The sequence below is a fragment of the Streptomyces rubellus genome (assembly GCF_036323805.1).
Taxonomy (GTDB): domain Bacteria; phylum Actinomycetota; class Actinomycetes; order Streptomycetales; family Streptomycetaceae; genus Streptomyces.
This window is the reverse complement of the sequence record NZ_JAZDCX010000004.1, coordinates 249,104-267,494: the sequence shown is the minus strand read 5'-3', so window position 1 is coordinate 267,494 and position 18,391 is coordinate 249,104. Positions and strand designations below refer to the sequence as shown.

The following is an 18,391-nucleotide window of genomic DNA, read 5'->3' as shown; positions in this document are numbered from 1 at the left end:
CGCGGTCGTCAGGCGCGGTCGTACAGTGCCCGGCCCGGCAACGGGCCGTCCGGCGGCAGCAGGGCGAGGTCCAGACCGCGCACCAGGCGGGTGCGGAGCACCTCGTCCGCCGCGAGACGGGCCGCCACCCGTCCGGCCACCTCGCGGGCCTCGGCACCGGGGTCCAGCCGCAGCGCCAGCACCCCGTCGGTGCCGCCTCCCTCCCGGGCCACGGCCAGCCGGGCGGCGCGGACGGCCGGCTCGGCGGCCAGCGCCGCCCGCAGCGCGCCGGTGACGGCCGGGTCCTCCAGCGGCGCTCCGGCGGTCTCGGTGCGGCCCTCGGCCAGGGCGCGCAGCGCCGGTCCGGTGAGCTGGTAGGCCACCGGTCCGGCGAGGTCCAGCACGAGCGTGTCGGCGCCCTCCTGGGCCGCGGCCCGCAGGGCCTGGTGCAGGGGGACGGCCACCGGACGGGCGTCCGGACGCCAGCGGGCCAGACTGCCGGTGGAGGTGAAGGCGGGCAGGGCCCGCCGGCCACCGGGGGCGTCGAGGACGGGCACCGCCATGTCGCTGGTCTTCTCGCGGCGCAGACCGTCCTCCCCCGTCTCCGCCTCGCCGAGTACGGCGACCACCGGCACCAGCAGCCTGGCCGCGGCGAGCGCGGCCAGCACCTCCGGTTCGGCCGAGCGGTCCCGCTCCCAGGCCGCCAGCGCCCGGGCGAGGGCGGGATCGGCGGAGCCGTCGTCGCCGGCGAAGCCCGGGTCGGGGATGTTCTTGAGCGCCACGCGACGAGGGTAGCCCGTCGTCATCCGGTGGTGGGCCGCCCCCCGGCCCGCTCGGGCGGCCGGGCCCCCCGGTACAGCAGCACGGCGCACACCACCAGCGCGATGCCCGCCGCCGCGGCGGCGGGCGCCGGCCAGGCATCGTCCTCCCGCTCGGGGGCGGGACCGGGACCGAAGTACCGCTTCGGGTGGGCCACCGCCGCGGGCACCTGCGGGCGCGGCTCGACCCGGGCGCCCCGCTCGATGGCGGCGGCCGGGTCGACGATGCCCGCGCCCAGCGCGTCACTGCGCCCGCCGGGCGGCATGCCCCCGGTGACCCGGCCGCGGTCCGGACCCCCGCCTGTCCCGCCCGCGGCGGAACGCGCCGGGCCTGACCGGCGGTGGCTGCTTCCGTACGTGCCGCCCCCCGGGTCCGCGCTCGCGGCCCGGCCGGGCCGGGCCACTCCGGCGGGGATCAGCCCAGGACCGGTCCGGTGAACTTCTCGCCCGGGCCCTGGCCGGGCTCGTCCGGCACCAGCGAGGCCTCGCGGAAGGCGAGCTGGAGGGACTTCAGCCCGTCGCGCAGCGGTGCGGCGTGGTGGCTGCCGAGGTCGGGGGCGGCGGCGGTGACCAGCCCGGCCAGCGCGTTGATCAGCTTGCGCGCCTCGTCCAGGTCCTTGTGCGTCTCGCCGCCCTCCGCCAGACCGAGGTTGACCGCGGCCGAGCTCAGCAGGTGCACCGCGACCGTGGTGATCACCTCGACCGCGGGAACGTCCGCGATGTCCCGGGTCATCGCCTCGAAGTCGACCGGTCCGTCGTTCCCGGCGGGGCCGGGGGAGGACGGGGTGCCGCTGGTGTCGCTCATGGTTCTTCGCTCCCTGCTGGACGGTGCGGTCCAGCCTAGAGCCCGTTCCCGCGCACATCCGCGCGGTATCGGCGGGGGGAACCGCCCTCCGGCCCTGGTATGCTGGGACATCGACCGGTCGGACCGTACGCCCCGCCGAGCCCCTCCCGCGAGCGGGCGGCGAGCGGACGTGTGATCCGGCCCGCAAGTGGAGGCTCCACAGCTCCCACCCGACCGACCTCCGGGTCGGCGGGTCAACGGTCAGGCTGCGCCCCGCGGTGTACCGCGGCGGTGCTCCCGGTCAATGAGGAGCCCCGCCTGCGTCCCGTCCGGGGCGTTTTCCGCGTCCTGGTGCCGGTGGTCACCGAAACACACGTCCGTACGCGGCTGTCCGCCAGACAACCGCGTGGCGCAACCTAGGAGGCCCCATCAGCGCCGAGCCCCGCATCAACGACCGGATTCGCGTCCCCGAGGTGCGACTCGTCGGTCCCAGTGGCGAGCAGGTCGGCATCGTGCCGCTTGCCAAGGCCCTGGAGCTTGCCCAGGAGTACGACCTCGACCTGGTCGAGGTCGCGGCGAACGCCCGTCCGCCGGTGTGCAAGCTCATGGACTACGGAAAGTTCAAGTACGAGTCGGCCATGAAGGCCCGTGAGGCGCGCAAGAACCAGGCGCACACGGTCATCAAGGAGATGAAGCTCCGGCCGAAGATCGACCCGCACGACTACGACACCAAGAAGGGTCATGTCGTCCGGTTCCTCAAGCAGGGGGACAAGGTCAAGATCACGATCATGTTCCGCGGTCGTGAGCAGTCCCGTCCCGAGCTGGGCTTCCGGCTGCTCCAGCGGCTCGCCGAGGACGTCCAGGACCTGGGCTACGTGGAGTCCAACCCCAAGCAGGACGGCCGGAACATGATCATGGTTCTCGGTCCGCACAAGAAGAAGACCGAGGCGATGGCCGAGGCCCGTGAGGCACAGGCGGCCCGCAAGGCCGCCGGCCAGCAGGGCGGCCATGGGCACCGGGCCCAGGCCGAGGCCCCCGCGGAGGAGCGCGCCGAGGCATGACCCGGCGGCCCGCCGGCCGCCGGGGACCGGGACCCGCGGGTCCCCGACCGCAACCGAACAGCTGACGCTTCCGCACGCCGGCCCACGGCCGGCCGTGTCCGGGAGCACCCCGGGCCGACAGGTCCGGGGAGGCACCGACGAGGAGAGAACGGCGACATGCCGAAGAACAAGACGCACAGTGGTGCACGCAAGCGCTTCAAGATCACCGGCTCCGGCAAGGTGATGCGCCAGCGCGCCGGCCGCCGCCACCTTCTCGAGCACAAGCCGTCCACGCTGACGCGCCGTCTCGCCGGCAAGGTGGAGATGGCTCCGGCCGACGCCAAGAAGGTCAAGAAGCTTCTCGGCAAGTGAGCCTGCCGCCCGCCGGACCGCACCGGCCGGGCGCGGAACCTCGAAGACCGGAACCTCATCGAATTCCCGGGCCGGTGACGGCGCCGTGACCACCATGGCCACGGCGACCGGCACGCCACACCGGCCCCGCGACAAGGAGTAATCACGTGGCACGCGTCAAGCGGGCGGTCAACGCCCACAAGAAGCGCCGGGCGATCCTGGAGCAGGCCAGCGGCTACCGCGGCCAGCGGTCCCGTCTGTACCGCAAGGCGAAGGAGCAGGTCACCCACTCCCTCGTCTACAACTACAACGACCGCAAGCGCCGCAAGGGCGACTTCCGGCAGCTGTGGATCCAGCGGATCAACGCCGGCGCCCGGGCCAACGGCATGACCTACAACCGCTTCATCCAGGGTCTGAAGGCCGCCGAGGTCGAGGTGGACCGCAAGATCCTGGCCGACCTGGCGGTCAACGACCCGAACGCGTTCGCCGCGCTGGTCGAGGTGGCCCAGAAGGCGCTGCCGAGCGACGTCAACGCCCCCAAGGCGGCCTGACGACGTACCGGCTCCGGCCCGGGGACGCCCCCCGGGAACGGAGCCCGGGTGCCGTGGACGCCGCCCCGGAACTGACCTCCCCGCGCTCTCCGCGTGTCACCGCCGCCCGGCGGCTGACCCGCCGCGCCACCCGGGCCAAGGAGCGCCGCTTCCTCGCCGAGGGGCCCCAGGCCGTACGCGAGGCGGCCGGCCACCGCGGCGGCGGTGAGCCCACCCTCGTCGAACTGTTCACCACCCCGGAGGCCGCCGAGCGGCACGCCGACGTCGTCGCGGCCGCCCGGGCCGCCGGGGCCCGGATCCGCACCACCACCGACGAGGTGGTCGCGGAACTCTCCCAGACCGTCACCCCCCAGGGACTGGTCGGCGTGTGCCGCTTCCTCGACCGGCCCTTCGAGGCGGTGCTGGCCGCCCGCCCGGAACTGGTCGCCGTCCTCGCCCGGGTCCGGGACCCGGGGAACGCCGGGACGGTGCTGCGCTGCGCGGACGCCGCCGGCGCCGACGCGGTGGTGTTCACCGACGCCTCGGTGGACCCGTACAACCCCAAGGCCGTACGGGCCTCCGCCGGCAGTCTCTTCCATCTGCCCGTCGCCGTCGGAGTCACCGCCGAGCAGGCCGTGGCCGGGCTGCGGGCGGCCGGGGCACGGGTGCTGGCGGCAGACGGCGCCGGTGAGCGCGACCTGGACACCGAGCTGGACACCGGGCGCATGGGCGGCCCCACCGCCTGGGTCTTCGGCAACGAGGCCTGGGGGCTGCCGGAGGAGACCCGCGCACTCGCCGACGAGGTGGTGCGCGTGCCCATCCACGGCCGCGCCGAGAGCCTGAACCTCGCGACCGCCGCGGCCGTATGTCTCTACGCGTCCGCCCGTGCGCAGCGTGCTGCGGGAGGGTGCCGCTCGGTCACTCCGAGCTAGTAGGGTGGCGTGCCCGGAAGCCCGGAAGCCCGGAAGAGGGGGTGAGCGGGAGTGGACGTGAGGATTTCCGGCGGGCGGGACAGCGATGTGTCCGAAGCCGTTCCCGGCGGTGCCGGAGCGGGCGGCACGGCCTTCGAAGCCCGCCCGTCCCGCGAGCCGGAGCCGCCGCCCGTCCCGCCCCGCGGCGGCCGGGAGACGCGCCCCGGCGACCCCCGCTCCGACGCCGGGGCAGGTGCCGGGCCCGGCATCCACCCCGACGACCTCCCCGACGGGCTGGTCGTCGCGGACGCCGCCGGCCGGGTCGTCTGCTTCAACGCCGCCGCCGCCCGCGTCACCGGGCGGCCCGCGGCCGAGGCGCTGGGCCGTCCCGTCGAGCAGGTCCTGCCGCTGGAGGACCTCAAGGGGCGCCGCTGGTGGCAGGTCACCGACCCGTACGGCGGCCTCGCCATCCGCACCGGCCAGCCCGAGCGCCACCTCTTACTGCCGGGCGGCCGGGAGGTGCTGGTCTCCGCGCGGTACGTCCGGCCCCACCGCACCGGCCCGGTCGACCGGCTGGTGATCACCCTGCGCGGCACCGAGGCCCGGCGGCGCAGCGAGCGGAGCAACGCCGAGCTGATCGCCACCGTCGCGCACGAACTGCGCTCGCCGCTCACCTCCGTCAAGGGCTTCACCGCGACCCTGCTCGCCAAGTGGGAGCGGTTCACCGACGACCAGAAGCGGCTGATGCTGGAGACGGTGGACGCCGACGCCGACCGCGTCGCCCGGCTCATCACCGAGCTGCTGGACATCTCGCGCATCGACTCCGGCCGGCTGGAGATACGCCGCCAGCCCGTCGACCTGCCCGCCGCCGTCGACCGCCATCTGCGGGCGTACGTCGCCGCCGGCCAGGACCCGGCCCGGTTCGTCCGCCGGATCGGCGGCCCGCTGCCCGCCCTGTGGGCGGACCCGGACAAGATCGACCAGGTCCTCGGCAACCTGCTGGAAAACGCGGTGCGCCACGGCTCGGGAACCATCACCATAGAGGTGGCAGCGGCACGGACGAAGAGCGGCGGCGACGGAACGGCGGTCACGGTGAGCGACGAGGGCCCCGGCATCCCCGAGGAGTCGATGAGCCGCGTCTTCACCCGCTTCTGGCGCGGCAGCAAGCGTGGCGGCACCGGGCTGGGCCTGTACATCGTCAAGGGCATCGTCGAGGCCCACGGCGGGACGATCACGGTCGGCCGCTCCGCCGCGGGCGGCGCCGAGTTCCGATTTATCCTGCCCGTGGGGGCTCCGGCGTTCCTGGCCTGAGCCGCACCCGGCGCCGGAAGCCGGGCGGGCCCACGGGCTCCTCCGCGTGTCACGCGGCACCGCACGCCCCGTAGACTCGGCATTCGGCACCCTCCGGCGGTCCGGGCCCCGGCTCCGCCGCGGCGAGACGCCGAAGCGCCGAAGCGGAGCGAAGCAGCCAGTCCGAAAGCACGGGCCAACCGAAGAGCACGGGAAGAGATGTCCGCACCCAACAAGTCGTACGACCCCGTCGAGGTCGAGGCACTGAAACCGGAAGAGATCGACCGGGCACGGGACGCGGCGCTCGCCGCGATCGCCGCCGCGGAAGATCTGGAGGCGCTGCGCGAGGTGAAGGCCGCCCACGCCGGCGACCGCTCCCCGCTCGCCCTGGCCAACCGCGAGATCGGTGCCCTGCCGCCGCACGCCAAGGCGGACGCCGGCCGCCGGGTGGGCCAGGCCCGCGGAGCGGTCAACCAGGCCCTGCGGAAGCGCCAGGAGGAGCTGGAGGCCGAGCGCGACGAGCGGGTGCTGGTCGAGGAGGCGGTGGACGTCACACTGCCCTACGACCGCCTGCCCGCCGGTGCCCGCCATCCGCTGACCACGCTGTCGGAGCGCATCGAGGACGTCTTCGTGGCCATGGGCTACGAGGTGGCCGAGGGCCCCGAGGCCGAGGCCGAGTGGTACAACTTCGACGCCCTCAACATCGCCCCCGACCACCCGGCCCGCACCATGCAGGACACCTTCTTCGTCCAGGGGGCCAAGGGGGAGAGCGGCCCGGACGGGTCCGGCGTGGTGCTGCGCACCCACACCTCGCCGGTGCAGATCCGCTCCCTGCTGACGCGCGACCTGCCGGTGTACACGGTCTGCCCCGGCCGGGTCTACCGCACCGACGAGCTGGACGCGACCCACACCCCGGTCTTCTCGCAGGTCGAGCTGATCGCCGTGGACGAGGGTCTGACCATGGCGGATCTCAAGGGCACCCTCGACCACATGGTCCGGGCGCTGTTCGGCGAGGGACTGGGCACCCGGCTGCGGCCGTCGTACTTCCCCTTCACCGAGCCGTCCGCCGAGATGGACATGGTGTGCTTCGCCTGCCGCGGCGAGTCCGTGGGCGACCCCGGGCGGCCCTGCCGCACCTGCTCCTCCGAGGGCTGGATCGAGCTGGGCGGCTGCGGCATGGTCAACCCGCGGGTGCTGACCGCCTGCGGGGTGGACCCGGAGCGCTACAGCGGCTTCGCCTTCGGGTTCGGCATCGAGCGGATGCTGATGTTCCGCCACAACGTCGAGGACATGCGAGACATGGTCGAAGGTGACGTCCGGTTCACCCGGCCGTTCGGGATGGAGATCTGATGCGGGCCCCGCTTTCGTGGCTGCGGGAGTACGTCGACCTGCCGGCCGACCAGACCGGCCGCGACGTCGCGGCGAGGCTGATCGCCGCCGGTCTGGAGGTCGAGACCGTCGAGCGGCTCGGCGCCGACATCACCGGGCCGCTGGTCGTCGGCCGGGTGCTGGCGATCGAGGAGCTGACCGGCTTCAAGAAGCCGATCCGGTACTGCCAGGTGGACGTCGGGGACGCCAACGGCACCGGCGAGCCGCAGAACATCGTCTGCGGCGCCACCAACTTCGCCGTCGGCGACAAGGTCGTGGTGATCCTGCCCGGCGGCGTGCTGCCCGGGGACTTCCGGATCGGCGCCCGCAATACCTACGGCCGGCTGTCCGAGGGCATGATCTGCTCGGCTGCCGAGCTGGGCATGGGCGACGACCACTCGGGCATCATCGTGCTCCCGCCCGAGCACGAGGTGGGCACCGACGCGATCGAGCTGCTGGAACTGGTCGACGAGGTGCTCGACATCGCCGTCACCCCCGACCGCGGCTACTGCCTGTCCATGCGCGGCATCGCCCGGGAGACGGCCATCGCGTACGGCCTGCCGCTGCGCGACCCGGCGCTGCTGGACGTCCCCGTGCCCAACGAGCACGGCCACCCGGTGCGGATCGACGACCGGCGCGGCTGCGACCGCTTCACCGCCCGCACCGTCACCGGGGTCCGCCCCGACGCGCGCTCCCCGATCTGGCTCCAGCGGCGGCTGCAGAAGGCAGGGATGCGCCCGATCTCGCTGCCGGTGGACATCACCAACTACGTGATGCTCGAACTCGGCCAGCCGCTGCACGCCTACGACCGCTCCCGCGTCAGCGGGGCGATCGGCGTGCGCCGCGCCCGGCCGGGCGAGAAGCTCACCACCCTCGACGGGACCAAGCGCGAGCTGGACCCGGAGGACCTGGTCATCACCGACGACAGCGGACCGATCGGCCTGGCCGGGGTGATGGGCGGCGCCGACACCGAGATCGCCGACGGGCGGGACACGGCGGGCACCACCGAGATCGTGATCGAGGCCGCGCACTTCGACCCGGTCGCCATCGCCCGCACCGCGCGCCGGCACAAGCTGTCCTCCGAGGCGTCGCGCCGCTTCGAGCGCGGTGTGGACCCGCTGGCCACCTCCGCCGCCGCCCAGCGCACCGTCGACCTGCTGGTGCTGCTGGCCGGGGGCACCGCCGAGGCGGGCGTCACCGAGATCGTCTCGCCCAGCGGCCCGCACACCGTCAAGATGCGCGCCGACCACCCGGACAGGGTCGCGGGCGTGGTCTACGGACGGGAGACCGTCGTGCACCGCCTGCAGGAGGTGGGCTGCGACGTCTACGGCGCCGACGAGCTGACCGTGACCGTGCCCTCGTGGCGGCCGGACCTCACCGACCCCAACGACCTGGCCGAGGAGGTCATGCGGCTGGAGGGCTACGAGTCCCTGCCCGCCACCCTGCCGCGGCTGCCCTCGGGCCGCGGCCTGACCGAGCGGCAGCGGCTGCACCGCCGGATCGGCCGCGCGCTGGCCGGGGCGGGCTACGTCGAGACGCCGAACTACCCGTTCCTCGGCGACACCGCCTTCGACCGGCTCGGCCTGGCGCCGGACGACAACCGCCGCCGCATCGTACGGCTGGCCAACCCGCTCTCCGACGAGGAGCCGGCGCTGCGCACCACGCTGCTGCCGGGACTGCTCACCGCGCTGCGCCGCAACGAGGGACGGGGTTCGGCGGGCGGTCACGGCGGGCTCGCGCTGTTCGAGACCGGTCTGGTCTTCCTGCCCACCGGCGAGGAGGTCCCGGCCGTACGGCTGCCGGTCGACCGGCGCCCGACCGACGAGGAGATCGCCGGGCTGGAGGCCGCGCTGCCGGTGCAGCCGCGCCGGGCCGCGGTCGTCCTGGCCGGGGCCCGTGAGCCGGACGGCTGGTGGGGTGCCGGCCGCCCGGCGACCTGGGCGGACGCCGTGGAGGCGGCCCGTACCGTCGCCGCCCAGGCCGGTGTGGAGCTGACCGTGACGGCCGACCGGCACGCCCCGTGGCACCCGGGCCGCTGTGCCGCGCTGCACGCCGGGACCGACGGCGGGCAGGTCCTCGTCGGCCACGCCGGCGAACTGCACCCGCGCGTCATCAAGGTGATGCACCTGCCCGCCCGCACCTGCGCGATGGAGATCGACCTCGATCTGCTGGAGCGGGCCTCCTCCGGCGCGGTGCAGGCGCCCGAGGTGTCCACCTTCCCGGTGGCCACCCAGGACGTCGCGCTGGTGGTGGACGACTCCGTCCCGGCGGCCGAGGTCGAGGCGGCCCTGCGGAAGGGCGCGGGGGAGCTGCTGGAGTCGCTGCGGCTGTTCGACGTCTTCACCGGCGAGCAGCTCGGCGAGGGGAAGAAGTCGCTGGCGTACACGCTGCGCTTCCGGGCGCCCGACCGCACGCTGACCGCCGAGGACGCCTCCGCCGCTCGGGAGGCCGCCGTGGCCGCCGCGGCCGAGCGCACGGGCGCGGTGCTGCGCGGCGCGTAGCGCGCACGGTGCGCGGCGGGCGGTACGGTACCGGCCGCCGGAGAACGCGGCAGCGGGGCGCCCCGGGATTCCGGGGCGCCCCGCTGCCGCGTGCTGTGCCTGTGGTGCCCCCCCGGGGACACGGCCCCTGCGCTCCCCGGGATGCCGGGGTGCGGGCGCCGAACCCGGCAGCGGTCCGCCCCGGGGGCGCGGGGGAACCCTCACCGCAGTGCTCCCCCGGACCGGGGGAGCCGGGGAAGAAGGCCGCCGGCCCCCGGGCCCGGCATGACCGGTCCCTCCGCCGAACCCACGCCCGGGGCGGCGCCGGAGCGGGGACGCCGCCGCGGACACCGACGAGTCACAGGTCCGGCGCCGCCCCGGGCGTCGGTCTGTCCGGTCCGGGCGGTGGCCCGGTGCCGTCGCCGGGGAGACCGGTCACGGTCCCGCGCCGGCCAGGGCCCGGGGCAGGGCCGTGTTCCGCCGTGACCCGGAACGGTGACCGGGCCGGGGCGCCGCTCCGGGGCACGGCGCCGGTCTCCGGAATCCCGCCGGACGGGGTGGCGGCAGGGCACACCGGCCGCCACCCCGGCTCTCAGCCGTAGGCGTAGAACCCGGCGCCCGTCTTGCGGCCCAGCCGTCCGGCGTCGACCATCCGCTGGAGCAGCGGCGGGGCGGCGTACAGCGGCTCCTTGTACTCCTCGTACATCGAGTACGCGACCGAGGCGACGGTGTCCAGGCCGATCAGATCGGCCAGCTTGAGCGGGCCCATGGGGTGGGCGCAGCCCAGTTCCATGCCGTTGTCGATGTCCTCGCGGCCGGCGATGCCCGTCTCGTACATCCGGATCGCGGAGAGCAGGTACGGGATCAGCAGCGCGTTGACCACGAAGCCGGAACGGTCCTGGGCGCGGATGGCGTGCTTGCCGAGCACCTCGCCCACCAGGGCCTCCGTCCGGGCGACGGTGTCGTCGGAGGTGGTCAGCGCGGGGATCAGCTCCACCAGCTTCTGCACCGGCGCCGGATTGAAGAAGTGGATGCCGATCACCCGGTCCGGGCGGGCGGTGGCCACGGCCAGCTTCACCAGCGGGATGGAGGAGGTGTTGGAGGCCAGGATCGCGTCCGGGCGGGTCACCACCTGGTCGAGGATCTGGAAGATCTCGGTCTTGACCTGCTCGTTCTCCACGACCGCCTCGATCACCAGATCGCGGTCGGCGAACTCGCCCAGATCGGTGGTGAAGGCCAGCCGCTCCAGGGTGGCGTCACGCTCCGCCTCGTCGAGCTTGCCGCGTCCGACGGCCCGGTCCAGGGAGTTCACCAGCCGGGTACGGCCTATCTCCAGGGCGTCGCCGGTGGTCTCGGCGACCAGGACCTGCAGTCCGGCCCGTGCGCAGACCTCGGCGATCCCCGAGCCCATCTGGCCGCAGCCCACCACTCCGACGCGTTCGATGTCGGTCACCTCGTGCCTTTCGCCGATCCAAGGGTCCGTGACGCCGCCCGTACGGTTCCGGCCGCGGCGCCTCGCGGCACGACGTTACCCGTCCCCCGCGGGCAGCGGGCCGGTCGGGGTCCGCGCGGTCCCGCCCGGCGCGGGCGGCCGCCGTGCGTCACCGGTCGGCCGGTGGTACGGGCGGCGCCGCGTTCCGGTCCGTGCAAGCGGTGCGAGCCGTGCAAGGGGCGGTCCGCCTTCCGCCCGGGCGTCCTCCCGGCCGTGACGGTCGGCCGGCACCCGGTGGGCCGGGCGCGCGTGCGGCCGGTCCGCGCACTCCGCCGCGGCACCGGCCGGTCCCTTCCCGTGCACGGACGCCTCCTCTCCGGGCAGGTTCCCCCGAACGGGCGGTGAGAGCGGTGAATCAGCGAGTAAGAGCGCTCCCGGGCGGGTGCGGCGGGGATGCTGGTGGGTGAACGGTGTTCGCGCAGGAGGCCCGCCCGCGGGCCGTGGCCCGGGGACGGGAGTGCCTGCCCGCCCGGTGCGGGCCGGTTGTCCGCCCGCCGGCCGGGCCCCGTGATCGGGTGAGGCACGTCGGCAGGAGGCGACATGGGGCGGTTCTCCCGGAGGACCTTCGGAGTGGCGGCGGCCGGTGTCCTCGCGGGCGCGCTGCCCGCGGGAGACGGGGCCGCGGCGGCCCGGGAGGCGGCGGCCGTGCACGACGACGGCGCGCCGCGGCCCGAGTTGCGCGGGATGTGGGTGGCGACCGTCGCCAACCTCGACTGGCCCGCCCGTCCGGGGCTGCCCGCCGCCGAGCAGCGCGCCCAACTGCTGGCCCATCTCGACGAGGCGGTCGAGCGCCGTCTCAACACGGTGATCCTCCAGGTGCGGCCCACGGCGGACGCGCTGTGGCCCTCGCCCCACGAGCCGTGGTCGGAGTACCTCACCGGCGTCCAGGGCAGGGACCCGGGCTGGGATCCGCTGGGCACCGCCGTGCACGAGGCGCACCGGCGCGGGCTGGAACTGCACGCCTGGTTCAACCCGTACCGGGTGGCCAACCACACCGACCCGGGCCGGCTGGCCGCGGGCCATCCGGCCCGGCGGCACCCGGACTGGGTGGTGGCCCACGGCGGGAAGCTCTACTACAACCCGGGGCTGCCCGAGGTCCGGAGCTTCGTGCAGGCCGCGATGTTCCACGCGGTCGAGCGCTACGACGTCGACGGCATGCACTTCGACGACTACTTCTACCCGTACCCGGCGGCGGGCGAGTCCTTCGACGACGACGCCGCGTACGAGCGGTACGGCGGCGGCTTCCCGGACCGGGCCGCCTGGCGGCGGCACAACATCGACCTGCTGGTGCGCGAGACGGGACAGCGGCTGAGGCGGACCAGACCGGGAGTGCGCTTCGGGGTCAGCCCCTTCGCCGTGTGGCGCAACAAGGACACCGACCCGGCCGGCTCCGACACCCGGGCGGGGGTGCAGACGTACGACGACCTGTACGCCGACACCCGCGGCTGGGTGCGGAAGCGGTGGATCGACTACATCGCGCCGCAGATCTACTGGAACATCGGCTTCGCCGCCGCCGACTACGCCAGGCTGGTGCCCTGGTGGGCCGACGTGGTGCGGGGCACCGGGGTGGACCTGTTCGTCGGGGAGGCGCTGTACAAGGTGGCCGACCCGGCCCAGGGAGCGGCCTGGCACGATCCGGCCGAGCTCTCCCGCCATGTGGCGCTGTGCCGGAGGCATCCCGAGGCGGGCGGCAACATCTACTTCTCGGCCAAGCACGTCGCCGCGGACCCGATCGGGGCGATGACCCGGGTGGTGGAGGACCACTACCGCCACCGGGTCGAACCGCCCCGCTGAGGGCCGGGCCCGGTTCTCAGCCGGTCCGGGGTCGGTCGTGGTGCCGCACCACGGAGTCGGGGCCCGGCGACATCACCGTCTCGTGGCCGTCCTCGAAGCGCACCCGGTACGGCGGCTCACCGTCCGTCCCGAGCACCTCGACGATCTCCGCGATCCTGTCGTGCTGCCCCACGGTCCTGCCGTGCACCAGCAGCAGGTCTCCCTCGTTCGCCCGCATCAGGGACCACTCCCATCCGTTTCCGTTGTCGGTGGTACCGGCGTTGCCCGCGTTACCGGAATCACCGGTTTCGGGGGCTTGTGTCCGCATGTCCGATTCTAGGGCCGTCCGGCCGGCCCGGCGCCCGGCGGACGGCCCGACCCGGGCGCGCTGGGTGACCGCGATGCACACCAGTACGGCGACGGCCGCGGCCGGAGCCGCGGGGGAGAGCTGTTCGCCGAGCAGGAACACCGCCCACCCGAGCGTCAGCAGCGGCTGCGCGAGCTGGAGCTGGCCGGCCCGTGCGACGCCGGCCCGGGCCAGCCCGCGGTACCAGACCATCAGCCCGAGGAACTGCGAGCCGACCGCCAGCCAGAGCAGCCCGGCCACCGTGTGCGCGGTGAGCCGGACGGGTTCGGCGAGCACGGCGGCCACCGTGCCGAGGGCGGCGAGCGGCAGACAGAGCACCAGGGCCCAGGAGATCACCTGCCAGCCCGGCAGTTCCCCGGCGAGCCGGCCGCCCTCCCCGTACCCGGCCGCGCACAGCAGCAGCGCGGTGAAGAGGAAGAGGTCCCCCGTGGTGAGGGAGCCGCCGCTCTCCCGCAGGGTGAAGGCCACCACCGTCCCGGCTCCGGCCAGGGCCGCGAGCCAGAAGGCACGGGGCGGACGGCTGCCGGTCCGCAGGGCCGCGTAGCAGGCGGTGGTGAGCGGCAGCAGGCCGACGACCACGGCCGCGTGCGCGGTGGACGAGGTGACCAGGGCCAGGGTGGTCAGCAGCGGGAAGCCGACCACGCAGCCCAGGGCGACGACGGCCAGTCCGGGCCAGTGGCGCCGCGCCGGCGGCGGCACCCGGGCCGCCGCCAGCGTGCCGGCGGCGAGCAGCGCGCCCAGGGTGACGCGGGCGGCGGCCGCCGTCCACGGCCCCAGGCCCTCCAGGGCCCAGACGGTGGCGGGGAAGGTGAGGGAGAAGGCGAGGACACCGAGGGCGGCGAGCGCCGTCCCCCGGCCGGCCCGGGAGTCCGCGGCCGGCCCGGCGGGAGCACCCTCGCCGGTGGTCCTCCTGTCGGGGAGGGAGTCGACCGCTATCGGTGCGGTGGTGATAGCGCTACTGTGGTCTTTCATGAGCCAGCGTAGCAGTGTCGATGATCTGGTGAATCACCTGCGGAGAGAACTCGACCGCTACTGTGTTGGTGAGAAGCTCCCGCCGAGCAGGGAACTCGTCGAGCGGCACCGCGTCAGCCCTGTGACGGTCTCCCGCGCCCTGGCCGCACTCGCCGCGGAGGGTCTGGTGGTCACCCGGCCGGGCGCCGGCGCCTTCCGCGCGCGGCCGCACACCGCGCCGTCCCGTCCCGGGGACACCTCCTGGCAGGAGATCGCCCTCAGTGCCGAGACCTCCCCCGACCAGGTGTCCCGTTCCGTGGACGCCGGCGGGGTCCTCGCCACGCTCGCCGCCCCGCCGCCGGGCGTCATCGAGCTGAGCGGCGGGTACCCGCCACCCGCCCTGCGGCCCGAGCGGGCACTGGCCGGCGCCCTCGCCCGGGCCGGCCGGCGGCCCGGCGCCTGGGGCCGTCCGCCCATGGAGGGCCTCGACGAACTGCGCGCCTGGTTCGCCCGGAGCATCGGCGGTCCCGCCGGCACCGTGGCGGCCTCCGAGGTGCTGGTCACCGCGGGCGGGCAGAGCGCCCTGACCACCGCCCTGCGAGCGCTGGCCCCGCCCGGTGCCCCGGTGCTCGTGGAGTCCCCGACGTACCCGGGCATCCTCGCCGCCGCCCGCGCCTCCGGGCTGCGGCCGGTACCGGTCCCGGTGGACACCGACGGTGTGCGGCCGCGGCTGCTGGCCGAGGCGTTCCGGGCGAGCGGCGCCCGCGTCCTCGTCTGCCAGCCGCTGTTCCAGAACCCGACCGGCGCGGTGCTCTCCGCGGACCGCCGCCGGGAGGTCGTCGAGGTGGCCCGTGCGGCGGGGGCCTTCGTGGTCGAGGACGACTTCGCCCGGTTCCTCGCCCACGCGGACGCGGGACCGCTGCCGCCGCCGCTGCGCGCCGACGACCCCGACGGCACGGTCGTCCACGTCTGCTCCCTCACCAAGATCACCTCGCCCAGCCTGCGGGTCGGCGCCCTCGCCGCGCGCGGACCGGTCATGGAGAGGCTGCGGGCCGTCCAGGTCGTCGACAGCTTCTTCGTGCCGCGCCCCCTGCAGGAGGCGGCACTGGAACTCGTCGGTGCCCCAGCCTGGCACCGCCATCTGCGCACCACGACGGAGGAGCTGCGGCGGCGGCGCGAGGCCCTGCTCGCCGCGCTGGCCCGGGACCTGCCCGCCCTCGTCCCGGCGTACGTGCCGCGCGGCGGCTACCACCTCTGGCTGCGGCTGCCCGCCGGCACCGACGAGTCAGCCCTGGTCGCCGCGGCTCTGCGGGCCGGCGTGGCGGTCACCCCCGGCCGTCCGTACTTCGCCGCCGAGTCGGCCGCCCCGCATCTGCGGCTGAGCTTCGCCCCGGCGGCGGGCGAGGCGGAGCTGGCCGAGGGCGTGCGCCGGCTGCGGACAGCCTGCGAGGAGGTGGTGCCGGCCTGAGGCGGAGGCGGCCACGGCGGTCACGGCACCCGGGCGGTGGAGCCGCAGGCCCGGAAACCGCTCGCCCTCCGCCGCCGCGGGTGCCAGGCTCCCGTCATGCCCATCCCTTACGAGATCTCCACCGACCCCGCCCGCCTCGACGCCGCCCGCGTCCACCACTGGCTGTCCACCGACGCCTACTGGGCGCTCGGCCGCAGCCGTGAGACGCAGGACCGGGCCATCGCCGGATCGCTCAACTTCGGGGCGTACGATCCGGGCACCGGCGAACAGGTGGGCTACGCACGGGTGATCACCGACCGCGCCACCTTCGCCTGGCTCTGCGACGTCTACGTGGCCCCCGCCGCCCGCGGCCGGGGCCTGGGCAGGGCGCTGATCGAGGCCGTGTGCGGCCATCTGGAGCCGTACGGGCTGCGCCGGACGCTGCTGGCCACCCACGACGCGCACGGGCTGTACGAGAAGGCCGGCTTCCGCCCGCTGGAGAGCCCCGGACACTGGATGGCCCGCGAGACGCGGTGAGTTCGCGGCGGCTCCGCGGGTACACCACGGCGGATACATGATGAACGCACCCGAACGGCTGAAAACGGCCGCGGGCCGAGTATCGAACAACCGCCTCCGGCGGACCTACGATCCAGTGATGCACCTCCGGATCACGCTGGTCGCCGCCGCCCGCAGCTCCTCCCTGCTGGACGAGCGATTCGACGAGGACCGGCCCCTGGCCGCCGCCGGCTGGCAGGAGGCCGAGCGGGCCATCCCGGCGTACGCGCATCTGGCGGGCGCGGAACTGCGCTACTGCTCGCCCACCATGCGGTGCCGGGAGACCGGGGACGTCCTCGGACTGCGCCCCATCGCCCAGCCCGCGCTGCGCGACTGCGACATGGGCCGCTGGCGCGGCCGCACCTTCCAGGAGGTCGCCGCGAGCGAGCCGCGGGCCGTGGACGCCTGGCTCGCCGACCCCCATGCCGGCCCGCACGGCGGCGAGTCGCTGTTCTCCTTCATCCTGCGGATCGGCGAGTGGCTGGACACCCGGCCGGCCGACGGCGGCGATCAGGGCGGTGCCCTGATCGCCGCCGTGGTGGAGCCCACGGTGCTGCGCGCGGCCGTGGTGTACGCGCTGAAGGCGCCGCCGCACACCTACTGGCGCGTCGACGCCCATCCGCTGTCGTCGGTCACCCTGACCGGGCGGGCGGGCGACTGGATGCTGAGCATGGACCGCTGAGCACGGACAGCCGGGCGCGGATGCCCGGCGCGGGCCGCCGCACCCCCGGGATCAGAGCTCCCGCTCGGCGTAGGCCGCCATCGCGTCCCGGACGAAGGCCGCCGTGCCCTCGCCGTGCCGGTCGTAGTGCGCGGCGAAGCGCGGGTCGTCGGTGTACATCCGGCCCAGGCCGGTGAACGCCTCGGAGGTCGGACGCCCGCCCTGCCAGCCGACGGACACCCACTCGCAGTGCCGCCGGGTGATCTCCAGCACCTCGTCGCTGTCCGGCGCGAGGCCGTCCCGGTGGGCCCGGGCGAAGTCGCGGGCGATGTCGAGCTGCCGCCGCTGGAACCCCTCCCGCTCCTCCCGGGACAGCGAGCGCCACCAGCGGTCGCCCCGCTCGTAGGCCTCGCGCCCCCAGCGCTCGGTCACCTCGTCCCTGTGGCGGGTGTGGTCGAACCCGCCGAGAACCTCGTCAGGCATCAGAGGCTCCCCTCCTTCCAGTCTGGTCAGGGTCTTCCGCACCGACTCGATCTGCCGCCCCAGCCGTTCCCGCTCCTGCTCCAGCAGCCTCAGATGGGTCCGCAGCGCGGCGGTCTCGTCCCGCTGCCCGTCGAGGGCGTCGGAGACGGCGGCCAGTCCCAGACCGAGCTCGCGCAGCAGCAGGATCCGCTGGAGCCGCAGCAGGGCGTGCTCGTCGTAGTGGCGGCGTCCGCCGGGTCCGACGCGGCTGGGGCGCAGCAGGCCGATGGCGTCGTAGTGACGCAGCGTGCGGCTGGTGGTCCCGGCCGCACGGGCGATCTCCTGGATGGACCACTCCGTCGTCATCGTCTGGGGCCTTTCGATCCGCCGGTGGGGACGACGCTAGGGGTTTCCGCCGCGTCAACTTCAACCCGCCGCGGAACGGCTAGGAACGGCTAGGAACGGCTTCCCGCCGTTCTCGATTCAGTGTCCCCGGAATGCCCGCCTGGGAGGTTCCTCCGGCGGGAACGCGTGCGGGCCGACCAGGCCCGGGGCGTAGGATGGGCGTCTGCCGGGGATACGGGGCCTCTCCCGCCGCGGGTGTCCTCCGCGCACACCGGGATGGTGCCGGCCGACCGAGAGAAGGGCCCGCCATGACCGCCGAGACCACGGACAGCCCGGCCTCCCTCCACGGGGTCGTCTCACTCGTTCTCGGAGCCGTCGCCCTGGTCACCGCGGTGTTCGTGGGCTACGCCGGTGTCGCGATCCCGCTGCTGTGCGGCAGCCTCGCCGTCACCTTCGCGAGCCTCGGCCTGGCCAGGCGGGTCAACCGCGGTCAGTGCGCCATCGGCCTGGCCACCGGCGGTCTCGCCGTGCTCTGCCTGGTCCTTTTCGTGGCCGCTCTCGGCGGCTGACGCCCTGCCGCGGCCCCGGGCCGTCCGCACCCGTGGGGCGAGGGGACGCGAGCGCCTCCCAGCCCGCAGCACGGCGCCGCCCGGCATCGGCGGCAGCCGTCCGGGGCGGCGGGCACCGCCGCGTGCGGTGGCCGGGCCGCCGCTCGACGGACACCGTGTCCCACCGGCACGCCGCGGAACCAGGGGCCGCCGGCCCTGCACGGCACCATGAGCCCGGC

General features: G+C 75.0%; 18 protein-coding genes and 1 pseudogene. 12 read left to right on the top strand and 7 right to left on the bottom strand.

Annotated features, from left to right (window positions below; translation table 11 throughout):
• Nucleotides 1–8: 8 nt before the first annotated feature.
• The 3 genes from V1L54_RS06880 to V1L54_RS06870 all read right to left on the bottom strand — a co-directional run bounded on the left by V1L54_RS06880 (nt 9) and on the right by V1L54_RS06870 (nt 1,602).
• Complete coding sequence (locus V1L54_RS06880) at nt 9–761, bottom strand: SseB family protein (protein WP_330116966.1); 753 nt, start codon at nt 759–761, stop codon at nt 9–11.
• 20 nt (nt 762–781) lie between these two features.
• Complete coding sequence (locus tag V1L54_RS06875; protein ID WP_330116965.1) at nt 782–1,063, bottom strand: hypothetical protein; 282 nt, start codon at nt 1,061–1,063, stop codon at nt 782–784.
• A gap of 149 nt (nt 1,064–1,212) precedes the next feature.
• Nucleotides 1,213–1,602 (bottom strand): DUF1844 domain-containing protein, encoded by a 390-nt coding sequence (locus V1L54_RS06870; RefSeq protein ID WP_330116964.1) that lies wholly within the window; start codon nt 1,600–1,602, stop codon nt 1,213–1,215.
• Between the two features lie 407 nt (nt 1,603–2,009).
• Between V1L54_RS06870 and infC the strand changes: the two genes are divergently transcribed.
• The 7 genes from infC to pheT all read left to right on the top strand — a co-directional run bounded on the left by infC (nt 2,010) and on the right by pheT (nt 9,572).
• Nucleotides 2,010–2,642 (top strand): translation initiation factor IF-3, encoded by a 633-nt coding sequence (gene infC, locus V1L54_RS06865; protein WP_330117010.1) that lies wholly within the window; start codon nt 2,010–2,012, stop codon nt 2,640–2,642.
• A 156-nt stretch (nt 2,643–2,798) separates the two neighbouring features.
• On the top strand, nt 2,799–2,993 hold the full coding sequence (gene rpmI / locus V1L54_RS06860; protein WP_031507617.1) for a 50S ribosomal protein L35: 195 nt from the start codon (nt 2,799–2,801) through the stop codon (nt 2,991–2,993).
• A 146-nt stretch (nt 2,994–3,139) separates the two neighbouring features.
• On the top strand, nt 3,140–3,523 hold the full coding sequence (gene rplT / locus V1L54_RS06855; protein WP_093662401.1) for a 50S ribosomal protein L20: 384 nt from the start codon (nt 3,140–3,142) through the stop codon (nt 3,521–3,523).
• A 53-nt stretch (nt 3,524–3,576) separates the two neighbouring features.
• Nucleotides 3,577–4,434 (top strand): TrmH family RNA methyltransferase, encoded by an 858-nt coding sequence (locus V1L54_RS06850; RefSeq protein WP_330116963.1) that lies wholly within the window; start codon nt 3,577–3,579, stop codon nt 4,432–4,434.
• Between the two features lie 246 nt (nt 4,435–4,680).
• Nucleotides 4,681–5,724 (top strand): sensor histidine kinase, encoded by a 1,044-nt coding sequence (locus tag V1L54_RS06845; protein WP_330117009.1) that lies wholly within the window; start codon nt 4,681–4,683, stop codon nt 5,722–5,724.
• A gap of 198 nt (nt 5,725–5,922) precedes the next feature.
• Nucleotides 5,923–7,053, top strand: a complete 1,131-nt coding sequence (pheS, locus tag V1L54_RS06840) for a phenylalanine--tRNA ligase subunit alpha (RefSeq protein ID WP_330116962.1) — start codon at nt 5,923–5,925, stop codon at nt 7,051–7,053.
• On the top strand, nt 7,053–9,572 hold the full coding sequence (pheT, locus tag V1L54_RS06835) for a phenylalanine--tRNA ligase subunit beta (protein WP_330116961.1): 2,520 nt from the start codon (nt 7,053–7,055) through the stop codon (nt 9,570–9,572). The genes pheS and pheT overlap by 1 nt, the downstream gene beginning before the upstream one ends.
• Before the next feature lie 571 nt (nt 9,573–10,143).
• Here pheT and V1L54_RS06830 read toward each other — a convergent pair.
• Nucleotides 10,144–11,004 (bottom strand): 3-hydroxybutyryl-CoA dehydrogenase, encoded by an 861-nt coding sequence (locus V1L54_RS06830; protein WP_330116960.1) that lies wholly within the window; start codon nt 11,002–11,004, stop codon nt 10,144–10,146.
• 579 nt (nt 11,005–11,583) lie between these two features.
• Between V1L54_RS06830 and V1L54_RS06825 the strand changes: the two genes are divergently transcribed.
• Complete coding sequence (locus V1L54_RS06825; RefSeq protein ID WP_330116959.1) at nt 11,584–12,837, top strand: glycoside hydrolase family 10-like protein; 1,254 nt, start codon at nt 11,584–11,586, stop codon at nt 12,835–12,837.
• A 16-nt stretch (nt 12,838–12,853) separates the two neighbouring features.
• Here V1L54_RS06825 and V1L54_RS06820 read toward each other — a convergent pair whose 3' ends face one another.
• Both V1L54_RS06820 and V1L54_RS06815 read right to left on the bottom strand, forming a co-directional pair.
• Nucleotides 12,854–13,054 (bottom strand): DUF1918 domain-containing protein, encoded by a 201-nt coding sequence (locus V1L54_RS06820; protein ID WP_330117008.1) that lies wholly within the window; start codon nt 13,052–13,054, stop codon nt 12,854–12,856.
• 141 nt (nt 13,055–13,195) lie between these two features.
• Nucleotides 13,196–14,155, bottom strand: a pseudogene (locus tag V1L54_RS06815) (DMT family transporter); the annotation flags it as partial.
• On the opposite strand from V1L54_RS06815, the gene V1L54_RS06810 reads away from it, so the two are divergent.
• From V1L54_RS06810 to V1L54_RS06800, 3 genes are all read left to right on the top strand, one after another.
• Nucleotides 14,154–15,602: an aminotransferase-like domain-containing protein gene (locus tag V1L54_RS06810; protein ID WP_330116958.1), complete on the top strand. Its 1,449-nt coding sequence runs from the start codon at nt 14,154–14,156 to the stop codon at nt 15,600–15,602. The pseudogene V1L54_RS06815 and the gene V1L54_RS06810 sit on opposite strands and share 2 nt — an antisense overlap.
• Before the next feature lie 96 nt (nt 15,603–15,698).
• On the top strand, nt 15,699–16,118 hold the full coding sequence (locus V1L54_RS06805; protein ID WP_330116957.1) for a GNAT family N-acetyltransferase: 420 nt from the start codon (nt 15,699–15,701) through the stop codon (nt 16,116–16,118).
• Between the two features lie 118 nt (nt 16,119–16,236).
• Nucleotides 16,237–16,818: a histidine phosphatase family protein gene (locus V1L54_RS06800; RefSeq protein WP_330116956.1), complete on the top strand. Its 582-nt coding sequence runs from the start codon at nt 16,237–16,239 to the stop codon at nt 16,816–16,818.
• 51 nt (nt 16,819–16,869) lie between these two features.
• Here the strand turns inward: V1L54_RS06800 and V1L54_RS06795 are convergent, their stop codons facing one another.
• Nucleotides 16,870–17,625, bottom strand: coding sequence for a MerR family transcriptional regulator (locus V1L54_RS06795; protein WP_330116955.1), 756 nt, complete (start codon nt 17,623–17,625; stop codon nt 16,870–16,872).
• Nucleotides 17,626–17,912: 287 nt separating this feature from the next.
• Between V1L54_RS06795 and V1L54_RS06790 the strand changes: the two genes are divergently transcribed.
• Nucleotides 17,913–18,173, top strand: a complete 261-nt coding sequence (locus tag V1L54_RS06790; protein ID WP_330116954.1) for a hypothetical protein — start codon at nt 17,913–17,915, stop codon at nt 18,171–18,173.
• Nucleotides 18,174–18,391 lie beyond the last annotated feature (218 nt).